Source organism: Stutzerimonas azotifigens (genome assembly GCF_013522725.1).
Classification (GTDB): domain Bacteria; phylum Pseudomonadota; class Gammaproteobacteria; order Pseudomonadales; family Pseudomonadaceae; genus Stutzerimonas; species Stutzerimonas azotifigens_A.
On the sequence record NZ_JAAMRF010000002.1, the window covers coordinates 352,020 to 368,399 of the forward strand.

Genomic DNA, 16,380 nt, shown 5'->3' on the forward strand with positions numbered 1-16,380 from the left:
ACTCGGCAAAGGAGCAACCAAATGTCGTTCAATATCGGCCTCAGCGGCATGCGTGCCGCGAGCAAAGACCTCAACGTGACCGGTAACAACATCGCCAACGCTGGCACGGTCGGTTTCAAACAGTCGCGCGCGGAGTTCTCCGATGTTTACGCGGCGTCCGTGCTCGGAACCGGCAAGAACCCGCAGGGCAGTGGCGTGCTGCTGTCAAACGTCTCGCAGCAGTTCAACCAGGGCAACATCAACTACACCCAGAACGCGCTGGACCTGGCCATCAATGGCAACGGCTTCTTTCAGGTCAGCAACAACGGTGCGGTGAGCTATACCCGTGCCGGTTACTTCGGCACCGATCGCAGTGGCTTTCTGGTCGACAACTTCGGCTACAACCTGCAGGGCTATTCGGTCGATGCCAACGGCAACCTGCAGAATGGTGTGGTCGGAAACCTGCAGATCCAGACCACCAACCAAGCACCGAAAGCGACCAGCACGATCGAAACGGCTTTCAACCTGAACTCCGCTCAGAAAGCGCCGACCGCGTGGCAGGCCGCCTACGACGCGGAGGTGAATGGCCAGTACGAAGCTGAGATTGAACAACGAATCGCCAATGGTGCGGCTGATAGGGATGCGGCCATTGCGGGGATGACTGCCGATAATTGGAGCGCAGACGCGTCGCTGGCGCTTGACAGGGCCAACGCCACTTTCAATCCGGCCGATCCAACCACTTATAACAGCTCCACTTCGCTGAACATCTACGACTCCCAGGGCAATGCCCACGTCATGACGCAGTACTTCGTCAAGACTGGCGCCAATACCTGGGACATGCAGGTGCTGATCGACGGGCGCAACCCGGCCGATCCGGCGCAGGAGCCGCCGCAGCCTTATGTCATGGGGCTGACATTCAATACTTCCGGTGCATTGACCGGCGTGACCAGTTCCGATCCGACGTTGTTCAGCGTTGCACCCGATCTTAAGGTGACTCTGAATAGCGCGGCGGCCGGCGGCACCGGCGGCTGGGTGCCGGCCATCTCCAACGGCGGGACGCCCGCGACCTGGTCGCCCAACGGGGCGCTCGCAAACGCCGATGGCATCGTGTTCGATTTCACCAAGTCCAGCCAGTTCGCCAGTTCGTTCGCGGTGAACAGCGTGGCGCAAGATGGCTATACCACCGGCGAGCTGGCAGGTCTCGAGATCGACGACACCGGCGTCATTTTTGCGCGTTACACCAACGGTCAATCCAAGGTTCAAGGACAGATCGTTCTGGCGAACTTCGGCAACGTGCAGGGGCTGACGCCGGTCGGCAAGACGCAGTGGGTGCAGTCGTTCGAATCGGGCGAGCCCGTCGTAGGCACGCCTCGCTCGGGTACGCTCGGTGCGCTGCAAGCTGGTGCTCTGGAGGATTCGAACGTCGAATTGTCGGACCAACTGGTCAACCTCATCGTGGCTCAGCGTAACTACCAGGCCAACGCGAAGACCATCGAAACCGAAAGCGCCATTACCCAGACCATCATCAACTTGCGTTAACGGGCCAGGCCAGCGGCAATGTCTTTTGCCGCTGGTGGCAGTATCCCGCCGTCTTTCTCCTTTCAGGGCCCCTTCGGGGCCCTTCTTTTTTATAAAATCCTTATATATCAATCGGTTGTATCTGCGTGTTTTGCTTGGCATGCCGCTTGCTAACTACCTCTGTAACAGACCCTTAGCGTCAAACTCGCGTCTGCGGAGGATTCGATGGACAAGATGCTTTATGTAGCCATGACCGGTGCCAGCCAGAACACGCGGGCACAGCAGGCGCATGCCAACAACCTGGCCAACATATCCACCACGGGTTTTCGGCGCGATTTCGAGCAGGCGCGGTCGATGCAGGTGTTCGGTGACAGTTTTCCGGCGCGGGTCTACGCCATGTCCGAGCGACCCGGGACCGACTTTACTGCCGGTACCCTGCAGGAGACCGGGCGCGACCTGGACGTCGCGGTCGAAGGGCAGGGCTGGCTCGCCGTGCAGGCGCCAGACGGCAGCGAAGCCTACGTACGCACTGGTAGCTTACGTATCGATGCGCTGGGGATGCTGCGCACCGGTGACGGCATGCCGGTACTGGGCAATGGCGGCCCGATCGCCATTCCGCCGGAAGAAAAGATCGACGTGGGCCAGGACGGCACCATCAGCATTCGGGCTCTGGGCGAAAACCCCAACGTCGTGGTGAATGTCGACCGGCTCAAGCTGGTCAATCCCGACCTTTCGCAGCTGGAAAAAGGCCGCGATGGCCTTATCCGCATAAAGGACGGCCAGCCCGTCGAGGCCGACGCCAACGTGCGGGTGACTTCAGGCTTTCTGGAGTCCAGCAACGTGAACGCGGTTTCCGAGATGACTTCCATTCTGGCCCTGTCACGGCAGTTCGAACTGCACGTGAAGATGATGCGTACGGCCGAGGAAGACGCCACCGCGATGGCCCGTGTATTGCAACTGAGCTAATTACCAGCGCGTAGCGCCTGGTTTCCGGCGCACGAGGAGAACATCATGCTTCCAGCACTCTGGGTCAGTAAGACCGGCTTGTCCGCCCAGGACATGAACCTGACGACCATTTCCAACAACCTGGCAAACGTCTCGACCACTGGTTTCAAACGCGACCGGGCCGAATTCCAGGATCTGCTGTATCAGGTTCGCCGGCAACCCGGCGGCCAGGCCACTCAGGACAGCGAATTGCCGTCGGGCCTGCAGCTCGGTACCGGCGTACGCATTGCCGGCACTCAAAAGGTCTTCACGGCCGGCAGCCTGCAGACCACCGAACAGCCGCTGGACATGGCGATCAACGGCCGTGGTTTCTTCCAGGTTCTGCTGCCGGACGGCACCGTGTCCTACTCACGTGACGGTGGTTTCCACATGAACGCCGATGGCCAGATCGTTACGGCCAACGGCTACGCCCTGGAGCCGGCGATCGTCGTTCCGCCGGAAACTCAGACCTTCACCGTCGGCGAAGACGGCACCGTCTCGGTGACCACGATGGGCGACCCTCAGCCGCAGATCATCGGCAACATCCAGACCGCCGATTTCATCAACCCGGCCGGCCTGCAAGCGATCGGTGGCAACCTGTTTCTCGAAACCGCAGCCAGCGGCGCGCCGCAGGTCAGCAACCCCGGCCTGAACGGTCTGGGCACCGTGCTGCAGAACACACTGGAAAACTCCAACGTCAGCGTCGTCGAGGAGCTGGTGAACATGATCACCACCCAGCGCGCCTACGAGATGAACTCGAAAGTCATTTCCACGGCCGACCAGATGCTGTCCTTCGTGACCCAGCAACTCTAATGATCGATCGACGTTGGCTTGAGGTGTTTATGGGCCGCTCCGTATGTGTGTTCACGCTGATCTTCGCTTCGCTACTCGCAGGTTGCGTTGCGCCTGCGGCCAAGCCGAACGACCCCTATTACGCACCGGTTCTGCCGCGCACGCCGCTCCCGGCTGCGCAGAACAACGGGTCGATCTACCAGTCCGGTTTCGAAACCTACCTGTTCGATGACCGCAAGGCGTATCGCGTGGGCGACATCATCACCATCACGCTCAACGAGCGAACCCAGGCGAGCAAGAACACCAGCTCCAAGCTCTCCAAGAGCAGCAGCGCCGATATTGGCCTGGGTTCGCTGTTCGGCGGTGCCGTGTCGATGGCCAACCCGCTTACCGGCAACAGCATGAGTCTGGGCGCAGAGTACGACGCGTCGCGCTCGAGCCAGGGTTCCGGTCAGGCAGGGCAGAGCAACAGCCTGTCGGGCTCGATCACCGTGACCGTTTCCGAAGTGCTGCCCAACGGCATTCTGGCCGTGCGCGGCGAGAAATGGATGACGCTCAACACCGGCGATGAGCTGGTACGTATCGCCGGGCTGGTTCGTTCCGATGACATCGCCACCGACAACACCGTGCCGTCGACGCGCATCGCCGATGCCCGCATCACCTATTCCGGCACCGGCGCGTTCGCCGATACCGCCCAGGCCGGCTGGCTGGATCGCTTCTTCATGAGCCCGCTGTGGCCGTTCTGATCAGGTGCAGGCAATGACTTTCCTCAAATCCGTCGTCGTTGCGTTCGTCGCGCTCTGCGCCGCTTCTACCGTGCAGGCAGAGCGGCTCAAGGATGTCGCCACGATCCAGGGCGTGCGCGCCAACCAGCTGATCGGTTACGGCCTGGTCGTAGGCCTCAATGGCAGCGGTGACCAGACCACCCAGACGCCGTTCACCGTGCAGAGCTTCAACAACATGCTCGCGCAGTTCGGCATCAAGGTGCCGGCTGGCGGCAACATCCAGCTCAAGAACGTGGCGGCCGTGTCCATTCATGCCGAGCTGCCGCCTTTCGCCAAACCGGGCCAGACGCTGGACATTACCGTGTCGTCGATCGGCAACGCCAAGAGCCTGCGCGGCGGTAGCCTGCTGATGTCTCCGCTCAAGGGGATCGATGGCAACGTCTACGCCATCGCCCAGGGCAACCTGGTGGTCGGTGGTTTCGACGCCGGCGGCGCCGATGGTTCGCGGATCACCGTCAACGTGCCGTCCGCCGGTCGTATTCCAGGCGGCGCCCTGGTCGAAAGGTCGGTGCCGAGCGCCTTCAACCAGGGCAACACCCTGACGCTGAACCTGAATCGTCCGGACTTCACCACCGCGAAGAACATCGTCGACCAGATCAACGACCTGCTCGGCCCTGGCGTCGCTCAGGCGATCGATGGCGGTTCGATCAGCGTGGCCGCGCCGCTGGATCCGAGCCAGCGGGTCGACTACCTGTCGATCCTGGAAAACCTGGAAGTCCAGGTCGGCCAGGCCGTGGCCAAGGTCATCATCAACTCGCGTACAGGCACCATCGTGATCGGCCAGAACGTGCGGGTTCAACCCGCGGCGGTGACCCATGGCAGCCTGACGGTGACCATCAGCGAAGACCCGACGGTCAGCCAGCCCAACCCGCTGTCCGGTGGCCAGACGGTGGTCGTGCCCAATTCGAGGGTGCAGGCCGAGCAGGAAGCCAAGCCGATGTTCAAGTTCGGCCCCGGAACCACGCTCGATGAAATCGTGCGCGCAGTCAACCAGGTTGGCGCAGCGCCCAGCGACCTGATGGCAATCCTCGAAGCGCTCAAGCAGGCCGGTGCGCTTCAGGCCGACCTGATCGTGATCTAAGGAAACGGACATGCAGACTCGACTCGGTGGTGTGAGCGGTGGCGTCGATAGCGGAAGCTATAGCGACCTCAATCGCCTGAACCAGCTCAAGGTGGGCAAGGACCGCGACGGCGAAGAAAACGTTCGCAAGGTCGCGCAGGAGTTCGAGTCGCTGTTTCTCAACGAGATGCTTAAATCGATGCGCTCGGCCAACGAAGTGCTGGCCAAGGACAACCCGCTCAACAGTCAGGCGACCAAGCAGTACCAGGACATGTACGACCAGCAGTTGTCGGTGAGCCTTTCCAAGGAAGGCGGCATGGGCCTGGCCGATGTGCTGGTGCGCCAGATGAGCAAGATGACCGAAGCGCCGAGCCGCCCCAATCCGTTCGCCCAGGTAGCCGAGACCCAAGGCGCTGCCTGGCCGAGCAAGCCGGGCGCGGCGGTCGAGTCTTCGCGAGATGATTCGAAGTTGCTCGCTCAGCGTCGTCTGGCACTGCCTGGCAAGCTTGCCGCGCAGCCTTCGATGACCGATGGCGCGGCAGTGGACGCGCGGATGCCCGGCGCGCTGCTCGCCGAAAGCGAGCCGCAGCCCCTGGTCGGTAACGATTGGAAGCCGGCCAAGACTTTCGCCGCGCCCGCAGACAAGGGGCTGGTGATCAATGGCGTTGAATCCAGCGCGAACGGTTCACCCTCGAAAACCCGTTTCAACTCGGCCGAAGAGTTCATGGCGACCATGCTGCCGATGGCTGAAAAGGCCGCCAAGCGCCTGGGCGTCGAAGCGCGTTATCTGGTAGCCCAGGCGGCGCTGGAAACCGGTTGGGGTAAATCCATGATTCGCCAGAAGGATGGCAGCAACAGCCATAACCTGTTCGGCATCAAGTCCACTAATTGGAACGGCGAATCGGCCCAGGCGCGTACCACCGAATACGTCAACGGCAAGGCGGTAAAGCAGGTCGAGGGCTTCCGTGCCTATAGCTCGTTTGAGCACAGCTTCGACGACTTCGTGAATCTGCTGCAGAACAGCGATCGTTACCAGTCGGCGCTCAAGGTCGCTGGCAATTCGGGCGACTCCGAGCGTTTCGTGCAGGAGCTGCAGAAAGCCGGTTACGCGACCGACCCGCAGTACGCGCGCAAGATCAGCCAGATCGCCCGCAAGATGCAGACTTATCAAACTGTAGCCGATGCAGGTTCCGCATCGATCAAGCAGAGCAGGGGCTAACAGATGGCGGACCTTCTCAACATCGGCTTGTCCGGCCTGGCCGCAAGCAAGACGCAGCTCTCGATCACCGGACACAACATCAGCAACGTCAATACGCCTGGGTTCAGCCGCCAGGACGCTGCTCAAGCCACACGCTCCCCGCAGTTCAGCGGCGCCGGTTACATCGGGACGGGCACCAGCCTGGTGGAAGTCCGTCGCAGCTATAGCGAGTTCCTGACCAGCCAGGTACGCAGCAGCACCGCGCTGTCCAGCGACGTGCAGGCGTACAAGAGCCAGATCGATCAGCTCGACTCGCTGTTGGCCGGCAGTACCACCGGCATCACGCCAGCGCTGCAGAGCTTCTTTTCGGCGATGCAGACGGCTGCCGAGGATCCGTCGAATATTCCTGCACGCCAGCTTGTGCTGGCCGAGGCCGAAGGCGTGGCGCGTCGGTTCAACACCGTGTACGACCGCCTTTCCGAGCAGAACACCTTCATCAACAAGCAGATGTCGGCGGTCACCGACCAGATCAATCGCCTGGCCGGAAGCATCGGCAGCCTCAACGAGGCCATCACCAAGGCATCGGCCAACGGACAGACCCCCAACGACCTGCTCGATGCGCGGGACGAGGCCGTACGTCAGCTTTCCACCTACATCGGTGTGACCGTCGTTCCTCAGGACGACAACAGCTTCAACCTCTTCATCGGCAGCGGCCAGCCGCTGGTGGTGGGCAATTCGGTGGCCCGTCTGGAGGTGGTGCCAGGCGCGGGCGACCCCAACCGCGCGGAAGTCCAGTTCGTCAGTGGCGGCTCGCGCCAAGGCATCACCACCCAGATCACCGGCGGGGAAATAGGCGGGCTGATTCGTTACCGCGAGGAAGTGCTCGATACCACGCTCAATTCACTGGGGCGCCTCGCGCTGTCGTTGAACGAACAGGTCAACACCCAGCTCGGGGAGGGACTGGACCTCAAGGGTAACGTCGGTACGGCGTTATTCGGCGACTACAACCACCCGGACCTTGCGGCACTGCGCGCGAATGCCTTCAGCACCAACAAGTCGTCGGCCAACGCGTCGTTGTCCATCACCAACACCAGCTACCTGACCACCAGCGACTACAAGCTCGAGTTCGACGGTAACAGTTACCAGGCGCGCCGGCTCAGCGACGGCGCGCTGATGAATGTTTCCAACCAGAACGGCGTCCTGACCTTCACCGATTCGCAAGGGCGCGATCAGGGATTCTCGGTTTCCGTAAGCGGTCTGCCGGACTCCGGCGATGGCTTCCTGCTGCAGCCCACCCGTCGCGGCGCGTCGGACATCAAGGCGGTGCTCGATCAGCCCGACCAGCTGGCGTTCGCCGCACCTGTCCGTTCCGAGGCGAGCGTGCAGAACAAAGGTACTGGCGTCATTGGCCAGCCGGATCTGGTCTCGGCCAGTTCCAGTCCGATCGACCTGGTCGCTATTCAGGCCGGGCTGCCGCAAACCCTACAGTTCAATGGAACCGGCTTCGTCGACGATGCGGGCAACCCGGTCGACGGCTTGACGCGTGTGCCGGCAGGCGATTTCAAAACCGGCGAAGTCAATACGTATGAGCTGACCCTGAGTCCTGGCAATACCGTGCGCTTCACCGTCAGCGGAAGGCCCGAAGCCAATGACAGCTTCACCCTCGCTTTCAACCAGAACGGCGTGTCGGATAACCGCAATGCGCTCAAGCTGGTGGACCTGCAGACCAAGCAGACCGTCGGCGTTGATCCGAGCAGCGACGTAAGCGGCATGACCTTTACCGACGGTTATGGCCAACTGGTCGAACGTGTCGGAACCCTGACGGCCCAGGCACGCCTTGATGGAGAGGCCACCAGCGCGATTCTCAAACAGGCGACCGACAGTCGCGATTCGCTGTCAGCCGTCAACCTCGACGAAGAGGCGGCCAATCTGATCAAGTTCGAGCAGTACTACAACGCCTCGGCACAGATCATTCAAGTTGCCCGCTCTCTGTTCGATACATTGCTCAGCACATTCAGGTAATAAGGCACCGTCATGCGTATCTCTACCTTGCAAGCCTTCAACAACGGTGTCGCCGGATTGCAGCGCAACTATGCCAATGCGACCCGCACTCAGGAGCAGATCAGTACCGGCAACCGCATCCTTACGCCGGCGGATGATCCGGTCGCGTCGGTACGCCTGCTGCAGCTGGAGCAGCAGCAGAATGTGCTCAGCCAGTACGACTCCAACCTGACTGCAGCCAAGAACAGCCTGACCCAGGAAGAAGTGACGCTCAATTCGGTCGACACCATCCTGCATCGCATCCGCGAACTGACACTCCAGGCGGGTAACGGTGCGTTGAGCGGGAATGACCGCAAAGCCATCGCCGCCGAGCTGGGTGAGCGTGAAGACGAGCTGATGTCACTGATGAACACGCGCAACGCGCGGGGCGAGTATCTGTTCTCCGGTTTTCAGGGCAAGACTCAACCGTTCGTGATCGAGGGTGGCAGCTATGAGTACAAAGGCGACGAAGGCCAACGGACCCTGCAGATCGCCAGCTCGCTGAACATGCCCATCAGCGATAGCGGCAAGAGCATTTTCGAGAACATCACCAATGCAGGCCGTCTTGACCGGACACTGACGGCGCCTGAGGATTCGACTCTACGAGTCTCCGCGCCGCTGGTCAGCGACGAGGTGGCCTTTGGGGCCAATGAGGGCTTCCCGCCTGGTGGCATCGAACTCGAATTTGACGCCGACGGCAGTTACTCGATCTACGGCCTGCCGCGTGCGCAGGACGATACGCCGCTGGCTGCGGATCGGAGAATGGACAACGATCCGACCAAGTCCGACACGCTGGTCTTCCGCGGCGTGACATTGCAGCTTGACGGTGAGGCGGTAGGAGGCGAGATCGTGCAGATCGTCCCACCGGCAGAACCACGCGAGAAACAGGGCATTCTCAATACCATCGCCAATTTGCGGGCGGTCCTTGATAACCCCAACAGCAGCAATGACGATGTTCGCGATGCCGTGGCGCTGGGGGTGACCAACCTCGACCACGCGATGGTCAATGTCGACGCCACGCGCGGCAAGATCGGTGCACGCCTGAACGTGATCGAAACCACTATGACCGACAACCAGGACGTCACGCTGGTCAACAAGTCGGTTCAGGCAGAGTTGCGTGAACTGGATTATGCCGAGGCGCTGTCGCGGCTGTCGTTCCAGACCGTCATTCTCGAGGCCGCCCAGCAAAGTTACGTGAAGATCAGCAGCCTGAACCTGTTCAATGCGATGCGTTGACTGTGAGGCTGGTCACGAAAGGCGTGTGGTCTGATTGACGCTATCGGTTGGCGGTCTAAGTTAGTGACGCGGCGCTAGGAAAGTACCGCGCCGTTACCGTTGTCACTCATAAGGATCGTGAAATGACCAAGATGTTTGTCCGCGCTGCAACCCTCGCTCTTTTCGCAAGTTTCGCTATTCATGGCCAGGCTGCCGAACCCAAACAAGTCGATGCCGAATCGGCTGCCGTCATTCAAGCCGCCGCGGTCAGCCTAAACACCGCCGATGCCGAAACCCTGACCCGTGAGCTGACGGGAATCGGCGCAACCAAGGCCAAGGCCATCGTTGATTACCGCGACACCCATGGTCCCTTCACTTCGGTGGACGAACTGCTGGAAGTCAAAGGCATCGGCGCCGCAACTCTGGAAAAGAACCGCAGTCGCCTCAGTTTGTAATAGGAACAGCCCGTAGAAAAAGCCGGTCATATCACCGGCTTTTTTATGTGTGGCATGTCTGCCCCGTCTGGGTGAAGGTTTCCGATCACCCCATCGTCTGTTTTCAGGAAACACTGTTCGGCGCGAATAAACTGACTAGTCATCGACCTTGGTTGGGTCGTAGCTGACAAGTTGAACGCGAGATGAGCTACACGCAAGCTCAGAACAGGCAGATCGATGGGCTCATGGCAGCGCAAGCACGACCAGTCAGGACTGAAGCCAAGGCGCCTGTCGGAAGCCCCGTTCACGCAAACACCACGAGCTTTACCCCGAACGGCGAGAACGAGGTAGATGGCTCAGGTTTTCTGTGAAAGTCGTAACCCATATTTCAGGCTGGCTCTGCCAACGCGCCCTTGCTCGGCTAGCACGGCTGAGGCATGAACGTGCAACCCTTTTTTTTGTCGAAAACCGAGGAAAAGGCGTTGACAGTGTTACGGTTATGCACATTGCACAACGGCCTGGGACGGCAGAGGTGAATAAAACCCTAGAAGCTTTAGGATATTTTTAACTCATTGATTATTAACAAATTTCTACGCTGTGTAAAAAATCGTCGATCTGTACGGACCCCGCATCAGGCGGGCGTTTGGCGCAGTCATCCATAATCTGTTCACAAGGTTATCCACAGGTTCGGTGGATAACCTCTGTACGCCATGCGCAGCGGCGCTTTGCGAGAGGTGACCCATGAAAGCACCCTGGAAATTCCTGCGATATCTGCCTTTGGCGCAACGCGTTCTCAGTCGTGGCCGCCTGCCGATGTTGCTCATGGCTGTGGCGCGTAAACGAAAATCTGGGCGGGGTGCGATTGGCGGTATCGGTGACGACCTGCGAACCCTGCAATCCTTGTGCGTTGCGTGGTGGCGCGGTGAATACCGGGCGGTCAGCACCCAGGCACTGCTCGCTGTGGTGGCTGGCTTGCTGTATTTCGTATCGCCCCTGGATGCCATCCCTGACTGGCTGCCTGGCATAGGTTTTCTCGACGACATCGCCGTGCTTGGCTGGGTCATGAACAAGTGGTCCCACGAGCTCGACGCCTTCCGCGCCTGGCGCCAGGCGCAGACCCCCTCCAAGCAAGCCGATCTGGAGCGCCTGCCGGCTGCGAACGAAGCCAAGGCCTGAACCACGGCTGTTTGCCGTCCTGTGTACTTCTCGGCTTTTGCAGACGCTGCGGACTGTTAAGATCCTCTCCCATTGAAATCTCGATGGGAGGCGCAGATGAACGTTCAAGTCATCACGCGGGACGGCGATCCGGAATATGCCGTACTGCCTTGGGACGAGTATCAGGCCTTGCTCAAAGCGGCCGGGCGGGACGTGCAGGCCGTGACCGATGCCCAGCCGCCTTGCGAGGCGCATCCCTTGAAGCAGCTGCGATCGTTGCGTGAATCGCAGGGTAGAACGCCTGAAGATTTCGCCCGGTCGGTGGGCGTCAGTCCAGCCTATCTGGCGATGATCGAGGCGGGTGAGCGCGATCCTGATGCAGCCATCCGCCGCGCGCTGGCTCATGCGCTGGGAGTCGCCCGTTGGGAGGATGACGCTTGAGCCAGCAACCCGTACGAATCAGTCGCCAGCACTGGCAGGCCCTGCTCGATGAGCTGGAGGATGCTCGGCGACAGCGCCACCTGGTTACCTACCGCGCGCTGGTCGAACGCCTCAAATTACCTTCACCGGCAATGCAGATCCTGACCGCAGCCCTGGAGCATCTGGCGGCCCTGGATGCCCACGCTGATAGGCCGTTGCGCAGCGCCCTGGTGATCAGTCAGGGAGCCAGCCGCCTGCCGCGCCCCGGGTTTTTCGAATGCGCCAATCGCCTGGGCCGTTTCATCGGCGCCTCGGACGGGTTCGCCGCAGCCTCCTGGCATGCGGGGGAGGTGGCCCGGGTTTTCGAATTCGATTACCCGGAGGCCCCCTGATGCTGCTTGGCGTTCAAGCGCGGCTGGGCTATCGCGTGGCCCGCAAGCTGATGGGGTGGCGCTGGGCGGTGCAGCAACCCAAGCTCTGGCGTTGGATGGAGGGGCAGTTTTCGCGAATGGCGGCGCTGGGTAACGTTTCGGCGCAAAGCTTCTATGGCCACATCCTGGTGTTCCGAGGTCGCGGTTTCGGCGCACGCAGCGAGGGCATCCGGTTGCTACGGCTGGCGGGGAAGGCGGGCGATGCCAAGGCGGCCTACCAGATGGGCATCATCAGCCTCAGCGAGGATGCGAGTCATGGTCCGGATGCGGCGGAGGCGGCGAACTGGTGGGCGCTGGCGACAGAGGCCGGCCATCCCCTCGCGGCAACCCGTCTCGCTCAGCTCTATCGCGCCGGAGGCCATGGCCTCAAGGCCGACCCTGAACAGGCCAAGCGCTACGAGGCGTGCGCCGCCAAGCTCGGGCTCTGATGCTCACTGCCTGTCTGCATCAGCTCCAGACTGTTGCCAGGTGTCGCTTTGGCTTGACGTTTGGCTTGGGACGCCAGGTGTGCGAGACCGTCGGGGTCCAGGTTTGCCGAGTCGCTTCCTACCTGAACCGCCCCGATGGACAACGAAAGCAGAGGGAAGCGCTCCATCGTGCCCTGGCGGCTCATGGCAACGAAACCGTCGGCGGCCAGGTGTTCGTTGCGGTATAGCGGCAGGCAGCGTGCCTGGAAGGTACTGAACAGCTCCGTTAGCCGCATCTGCCAATCTTCCGAGCAAAACACCAGCATGAAGTCGTCGCCACCGATGTGGCCGACGAAGTCGCACCGTGGGTCGACCTGGTCGCTCAGGCACTGCGCGAGGGAAAGCAGGACCTGGTCGCCTTTGGCGTACCCATAGAGGTCGTTGAAAGGCTTGAAGTGATCGATGTCGACATAGCAGATCACGGCTTCGCGGCCCTGTCTGAGCAAGCGGGCTAGACATTGCTGAATGGGCACGTTGCCGGGCAGCAAAGTCAGTGGATTGGCGTAGCGCGCTTGCTGGATCTTCATCTCGGTGATCAGTTTGAGGACGTCCATCACCCGCCCCAGGCCGAGATAACGACCGTTCTGGGTGATGATGAAATCGTCCTCGATGCGTTGGCGTGCCCGGCTGGTCAGCAGCCGGCTGACCTGCTGCATCGAGTGGGACACCTCGACGGCCAGGAACTCCTCGCTCATCAGCCGGCTGATGGGTTTGCGCGCCAGCAGGTCCTTCGCGTAGGGCTTGAGCAAGGCTTCGGACAACAGGCTGCGCTGTACGATGCCCACCGGCCGCTCATCGCTGTCCAGAACCGCGAGGGCGTTGAGGTTGGCCTGCAGGCGGAACACGTCGAGCACGTCCGATATCGACTGGTCCTGGGAAACACCGGCCTGCTGCACGAGAAGGGGCGAGAGGTCGCCGGCTTCTTCGAGAAAGTCGCTGTCGGCGTTCGGCGCCTTGGGCAGCAGGTCGGCAAAGTCGACGCTGGGGCTGGTCTCGGGCCGACCGATCAGATAGCCCTGTACCAGGTCGACACCCATCTCCTGCAGTACGAACAGTTCCTGCTGCAATTCGATGCCTTCAGCGATGACCTCGGCGCGCGAGGCCCTGGCTATCTTCAATATCGAATCGACGAATTCTCGTTTTACGGCGTCCCGGTGAATACCGTCGATGAAGTAGCGGTCGATCTTGACGTAATCGGGACGCAGCTCCGACCAGAGCCTCAGGCTCGAATAGCCTGCCCCCAGATCGTCCAGCGCTATCGAGAACCCCATCGCGCGGTAATGGCGAAGCGCGTTGTCGAGCAGCTCAAAGTCCTCGATCGGGGTCTGTTCGGTCAGCTCGATGACCACCTGGCTGGGCGAGATCCCGAACCGCTGCAGAAACTCCAGCGTTTTGCCGGGCTTGTGGGTGATGTCGAGCAGCGATTCGGGGGAGGCGTTGAGGAACAGCTTGCCCTGCAGGCCTTGTGCGTCGAAATGGCGACAGGCGCTTTCACGGCAGGCGAGCTCGAGGTCATTCAAGCGTTTGGCATGGCGGGCTGCGGAAAAGAGGGTGACAGGAGAGTGCAGGCTGCTGTTGGACGGGCCTCGCGTCAGCGCCTCATAGCCGATTACCGACTGCTGAGACAACGAAACGATAGGTTGAAACAGCGTGGTGAGGTCTCCGCGAGCAAGGATCTGGGCCAGGTTGCTCAACTGCTCGGTGACGGTCATGGCGATCTCGGTCTGTCCGCGAAAGAAAAAGGGGCCTTCGAAGGCCCCTGGTCATTTCACTTCACCGTGATGTCATTTTGATTACAGGCCTCAGCGCGTCGTCTGGTGCTGCGCCATTGCCGAATTCAAACCTAGGAAGTCCAGCAGGATGCGGCCGCTTTCGGTGAGGTAGGCGTCGTCCTCGGGCTTCTTCGGTTTGTCTGCCTCTGCCAGCGCGGCGGCTTCGTCCTCTTCCTCGATCTTCTTCAGCGGCTCTTCACCCTTGGAGGTGCGCAGCGCGTTTTCCAGCGCCAGCTGGCGCTCTTCGATCGCCTTCTGCTGGGCCCGGCGCTTTTCCTCGTTGAGGCTGACCGTGGTCTCGTGCATCAACTCCTGGGAAAGCGCAAGGCGGTCACGGGTGAAGACAAAGTCTGGGTTGTTTTCGGAGCGCGCCTCATGACGAGCGGTGAGCTCGGCGAGGAACGGCTTGAAGGGGTTCGATTCCGGATTGATCGCTGCGCGGATGCTGTCCCAGGGCATGGCCTCGGGCAGCGCGCTTTCGCCGATTTCCTTGGTATCCACATTGGCCGGATAGGAGATGTCCGGGATGACGCCCTGGTGCTGGGTGCTCTGCCCGGAGACCCGGTAGAACTTGGCCAGGGTGAGTTTCAGTTCGCCATGGTTAAGTGGCTGGATGGTCTGCACCGTGCCCTTGCCGAAGGTCTGCCCGCCGAGGATCAGCGCGCGATGGTAGTCCTGCATGGCACCCGCGAAGATTTCCGACGCAGAGGCCGAAAGGCGGTTCACCAGCACAGCCATCGGGCCGTCGTAGTAGGTGCCTGCGGTGTCGTCGGCGAGGACGTCGACGCGGCCGTCACTGTTGCGTACCAGCACCGTCGGACCCTGCTCGATGAACAGGCCGGTCAGCTCGGTGGCTTCCTGCAGCGAACCGCCACCGTTGTTGCGCAGGTCGATGACGATGCCGTCGACCTTGTCTTCCTGCAGCTCACCGATCAGCTTCTTGACGTCGCGTGTGGTGCTCTTGTAGTTCTTGTCGCCGGCCCGTAGCGCCTTGAAGTCCAAGTAGAACGCGGGGATCTCGATCACCCCGAGTTTGTAGTCCTGGCCTTCATGGTTGAGCTTGAGCACCGATTTCTTCGCCGCTTGCTCCTCGAGTTTCACCGCTTCACGGGTGATCGAAACGACACGGCTGGATTGGTCGTTCGGTGCGTTGCTCGCCGGAATCACTTCCAGACGCACCGTCGAACCCTTAGGCCCGCGGATCAGCTTGACTACCTCGTCCAGGCGCCAGCCGATGACGTCGACCATTTCCTCATTGCCCTGGGCTACCCCGACGATGCGGTCCGCCGGGGCGATCTGCTTGGTTTTTTCCGCAGGACCTGCCGGAACCAAGCGCACAACCTTGACGTGCTCATTGTCGCTTTGCAGTACCGCACCGATGCCTTCGAGCGACAGGCTCATGTTGATGTCGAAGTTTTCCGCGTTGTCCGGCGACAGGTATTGGGTATGGGGGTCGTAGGATTGCGCGAACGCGTTGATGTAAGTCTGGAAGACATCTTCGCTGCGGGTCTGCTCGAGGCGCGCCAGCTGGTTCTTGTAGCGCTTGGTCAGCAGCTCCTGGATGGCAGCGGGCTCCTTGCCCGCGATCTTCAGACGCAGTACCTCGTCCTTGACGCGCTTGCGCCACAGGTCGTCGAGTTCGGCGACGTCTTTTGGCCAGGCCGCCTTCTCGCGATCGATGAGCAGTTCCTCATCGACGGTGAAGTCGAAGCTGTCGACGCCTTTCTCCAGCATGCCGAGTGCGAACTGGAGACGCGACTGCAAGCGCTCGAGGTGGCGACGATAGATGGCGAAACCTGGATCCAGGTTGCCGTTTTTCAGAAAATCGTCGAAGTCCTTGCGCCACTTGCGAAATTCGTTGATGTCCGACTCCACGAAATAGCTGCGCGAGGGGTCGAGCATCTTCAGGTAGCTGTCGAAGATCTTTTCCGAGCGTGCGTCGTTGAGTGGCGGCTTGTTGTAGTGGTGACGCTTGAGCAGTTCGACCACGTTGAGGCTGGCGATCACCTGATCGCGGTCCGGCTGCAGGTATTCCCAGCTCTCGACCGCAGTGGTCTTGGCCAGCGCGGTGGTCGCATTGAAGCTCAGCACCAGCGCGAGCAGGGTGAAGCTCAGCGAACGTTTCATCAG

At 61.0% G+C, this 16,380-nt stretch carries 15 protein-coding genes; 13 read left to right on the plus strand and 2 right to left on the minus strand.

The features are described from left to right. Window positions 1-21: 21 nt before the first annotated feature. The 13 genes from G7026_RS04630 to G7026_RS04690 all read left to right on the plus strand — a co-directional run bounded on the left by G7026_RS04630 (window position 22) and on the right by G7026_RS04690 (window position 12,439). On the plus strand, window positions 22-1,518 hold the full coding sequence (locus tag G7026_RS04630) for a flagellar hook protein FlgE (RefSeq protein ID WP_181069584.1): 1,497 nt from the start codon (window positions 22-24) through the stop codon (window positions 1,516-1,518). A 204-nt stretch (window positions 1,519-1,722) separates the two neighbouring features. Then, a complete protein-coding gene (gene flgF / locus G7026_RS04635; protein WP_181069585.1) occupies window positions 1,723-2,463 on the plus strand; it encodes a flagellar basal-body rod protein FlgF in 741 nt (246 codons plus the stop codon). Between the two features lie 45 nt (window positions 2,464-2,508). Beyond that, on the plus strand, window positions 2,509-3,294 hold the full coding sequence (gene flgG, locus G7026_RS04640; RefSeq protein WP_181069586.1) for a flagellar basal-body rod protein FlgG: 786 nt from the start codon (window positions 2,509-2,511) through the stop codon (window positions 3,292-3,294). A 29-nt stretch (window positions 3,295-3,323) separates the two neighbouring features. After that, window positions 3,324-4,019, plus strand: a complete 696-nt coding sequence (gene flgH, locus G7026_RS04645) for a flagellar basal body L-ring protein FlgH (protein ID WP_181069587.1) — start codon at window positions 3,324-3,326, stop codon at window positions 4,017-4,019. 13 nt (window positions 4,020-4,032) lie between these two features. After that, window positions 4,033-5,139 carry a flagellar basal body P-ring protein FlgI gene (locus tag G7026_RS04650; RefSeq protein WP_181069588.1) on the plus strand — a complete coding sequence of 369 codons (1,107 nt, stop codon included), beginning with the start codon at window positions 4,033-4,035 and terminating at the stop codon, window positions 5,137-5,139. Window positions 5,140-5,149: 10 nt separating this feature from the next. Continuing rightward, the gene (flgJ, locus tag G7026_RS04655; RefSeq protein ID WP_181069589.1) at window positions 5,150-6,337 is read left to right on the plus strand and encodes a flagellar assembly peptidoglycan hydrolase FlgJ; all 1,188 of its coding nucleotides are present in this window, start codon (window positions 5,150-5,152) and stop codon (window positions 6,335-6,337) included. A 3-nt stretch (window positions 6,338-6,340) separates the two neighbouring features. Further along, the gene (gene flgK, locus G7026_RS04660; RefSeq protein ID WP_181069590.1) at window positions 6,341-8,338 is read left to right on the plus strand and encodes a flagellar hook-associated protein FlgK; all 1,998 of its coding nucleotides are present in this window, start codon (window positions 6,341-6,343) and stop codon (window positions 8,336-8,338) included. A 12-nt stretch (window positions 8,339-8,350) separates the two neighbouring features. After that, a complete protein-coding gene (gene flgL, locus G7026_RS04665; RefSeq protein WP_181069591.1) occupies window positions 8,351-9,592 on the plus strand; it encodes a flagellar hook-associated protein FlgL in 1,242 nt (413 codons plus the stop codon). A gap of 122 nt (window positions 9,593-9,714) precedes the next feature. Continuing rightward, window positions 9,715-10,026: a ComEA family DNA-binding protein gene (locus G7026_RS04670; protein ID WP_181069592.1), complete on the plus strand. Its 312-nt coding sequence runs from the start codon at window positions 9,715-9,717 to the stop codon at window positions 10,024-10,026. Between the two features lie 720 nt (window positions 10,027-10,746). Beyond that, the gene (locus G7026_RS04675) at window positions 10,747-11,181 is read left to right on the plus strand and encodes a YkvA family protein (protein WP_181069593.1); all 435 of its coding nucleotides are present in this window, start codon (window positions 10,747-10,749) and stop codon (window positions 11,179-11,181) included. 96 nt (window positions 11,182-11,277) lie between these two features. Next, window positions 11,278-11,601 carry a helix-turn-helix domain-containing protein gene (locus tag G7026_RS04680; RefSeq protein WP_181069594.1) on the plus strand — a complete coding sequence of 108 codons (324 nt, stop codon included), beginning with the start codon at window positions 11,278-11,280 and terminating at the stop codon, window positions 11,599-11,601. Continuing rightward, window positions 11,598-11,972 (plus strand): hypothetical protein, encoded by a 375-nt coding sequence (locus G7026_RS04685; protein ID WP_181069595.1) that lies wholly within the window; start codon window positions 11,598-11,600, stop codon window positions 11,970-11,972. The genes G7026_RS04680 and G7026_RS04685 overlap by 4 nt, the downstream gene beginning before the upstream one ends. Next, window positions 11,972-12,439 carry a sel1 repeat family protein gene (locus tag G7026_RS04690; RefSeq protein WP_181069596.1) on the plus strand — a complete coding sequence of 156 codons (468 nt, stop codon included), beginning with the start codon at window positions 11,972-11,974 and terminating at the stop codon, window positions 12,437-12,439. The genes G7026_RS04685 and G7026_RS04690 overlap by 1 nt, the downstream gene beginning before the upstream one ends. Here the strand turns inward: G7026_RS04690 and G7026_RS04695 are convergent. Both G7026_RS04695 and G7026_RS04700 read right to left on the minus strand, forming a co-directional pair. After that, window positions 12,406-14,190: a bifunctional diguanylate cyclase/phosphodiesterase gene (locus G7026_RS04695; protein WP_181069597.1), complete on the minus strand. Its 1,785-nt coding sequence runs from the start codon at window positions 14,188-14,190 to the stop codon at window positions 12,406-12,408. The genes G7026_RS04690 and G7026_RS04695 overlap by 34 nt on opposite strands. 90 nt (window positions 14,191-14,280) lie before the next feature. Next, on the minus strand, window positions 14,281-16,377 hold the full coding sequence (locus G7026_RS04700) for a carboxy terminal-processing peptidase (protein ID WP_181069598.1): 2,097 nt from the start codon (window positions 16,375-16,377) through the stop codon (window positions 14,281-14,283). Between the last annotated feature and the right edge of the window lie 3 nt (window positions 16,378-16,380).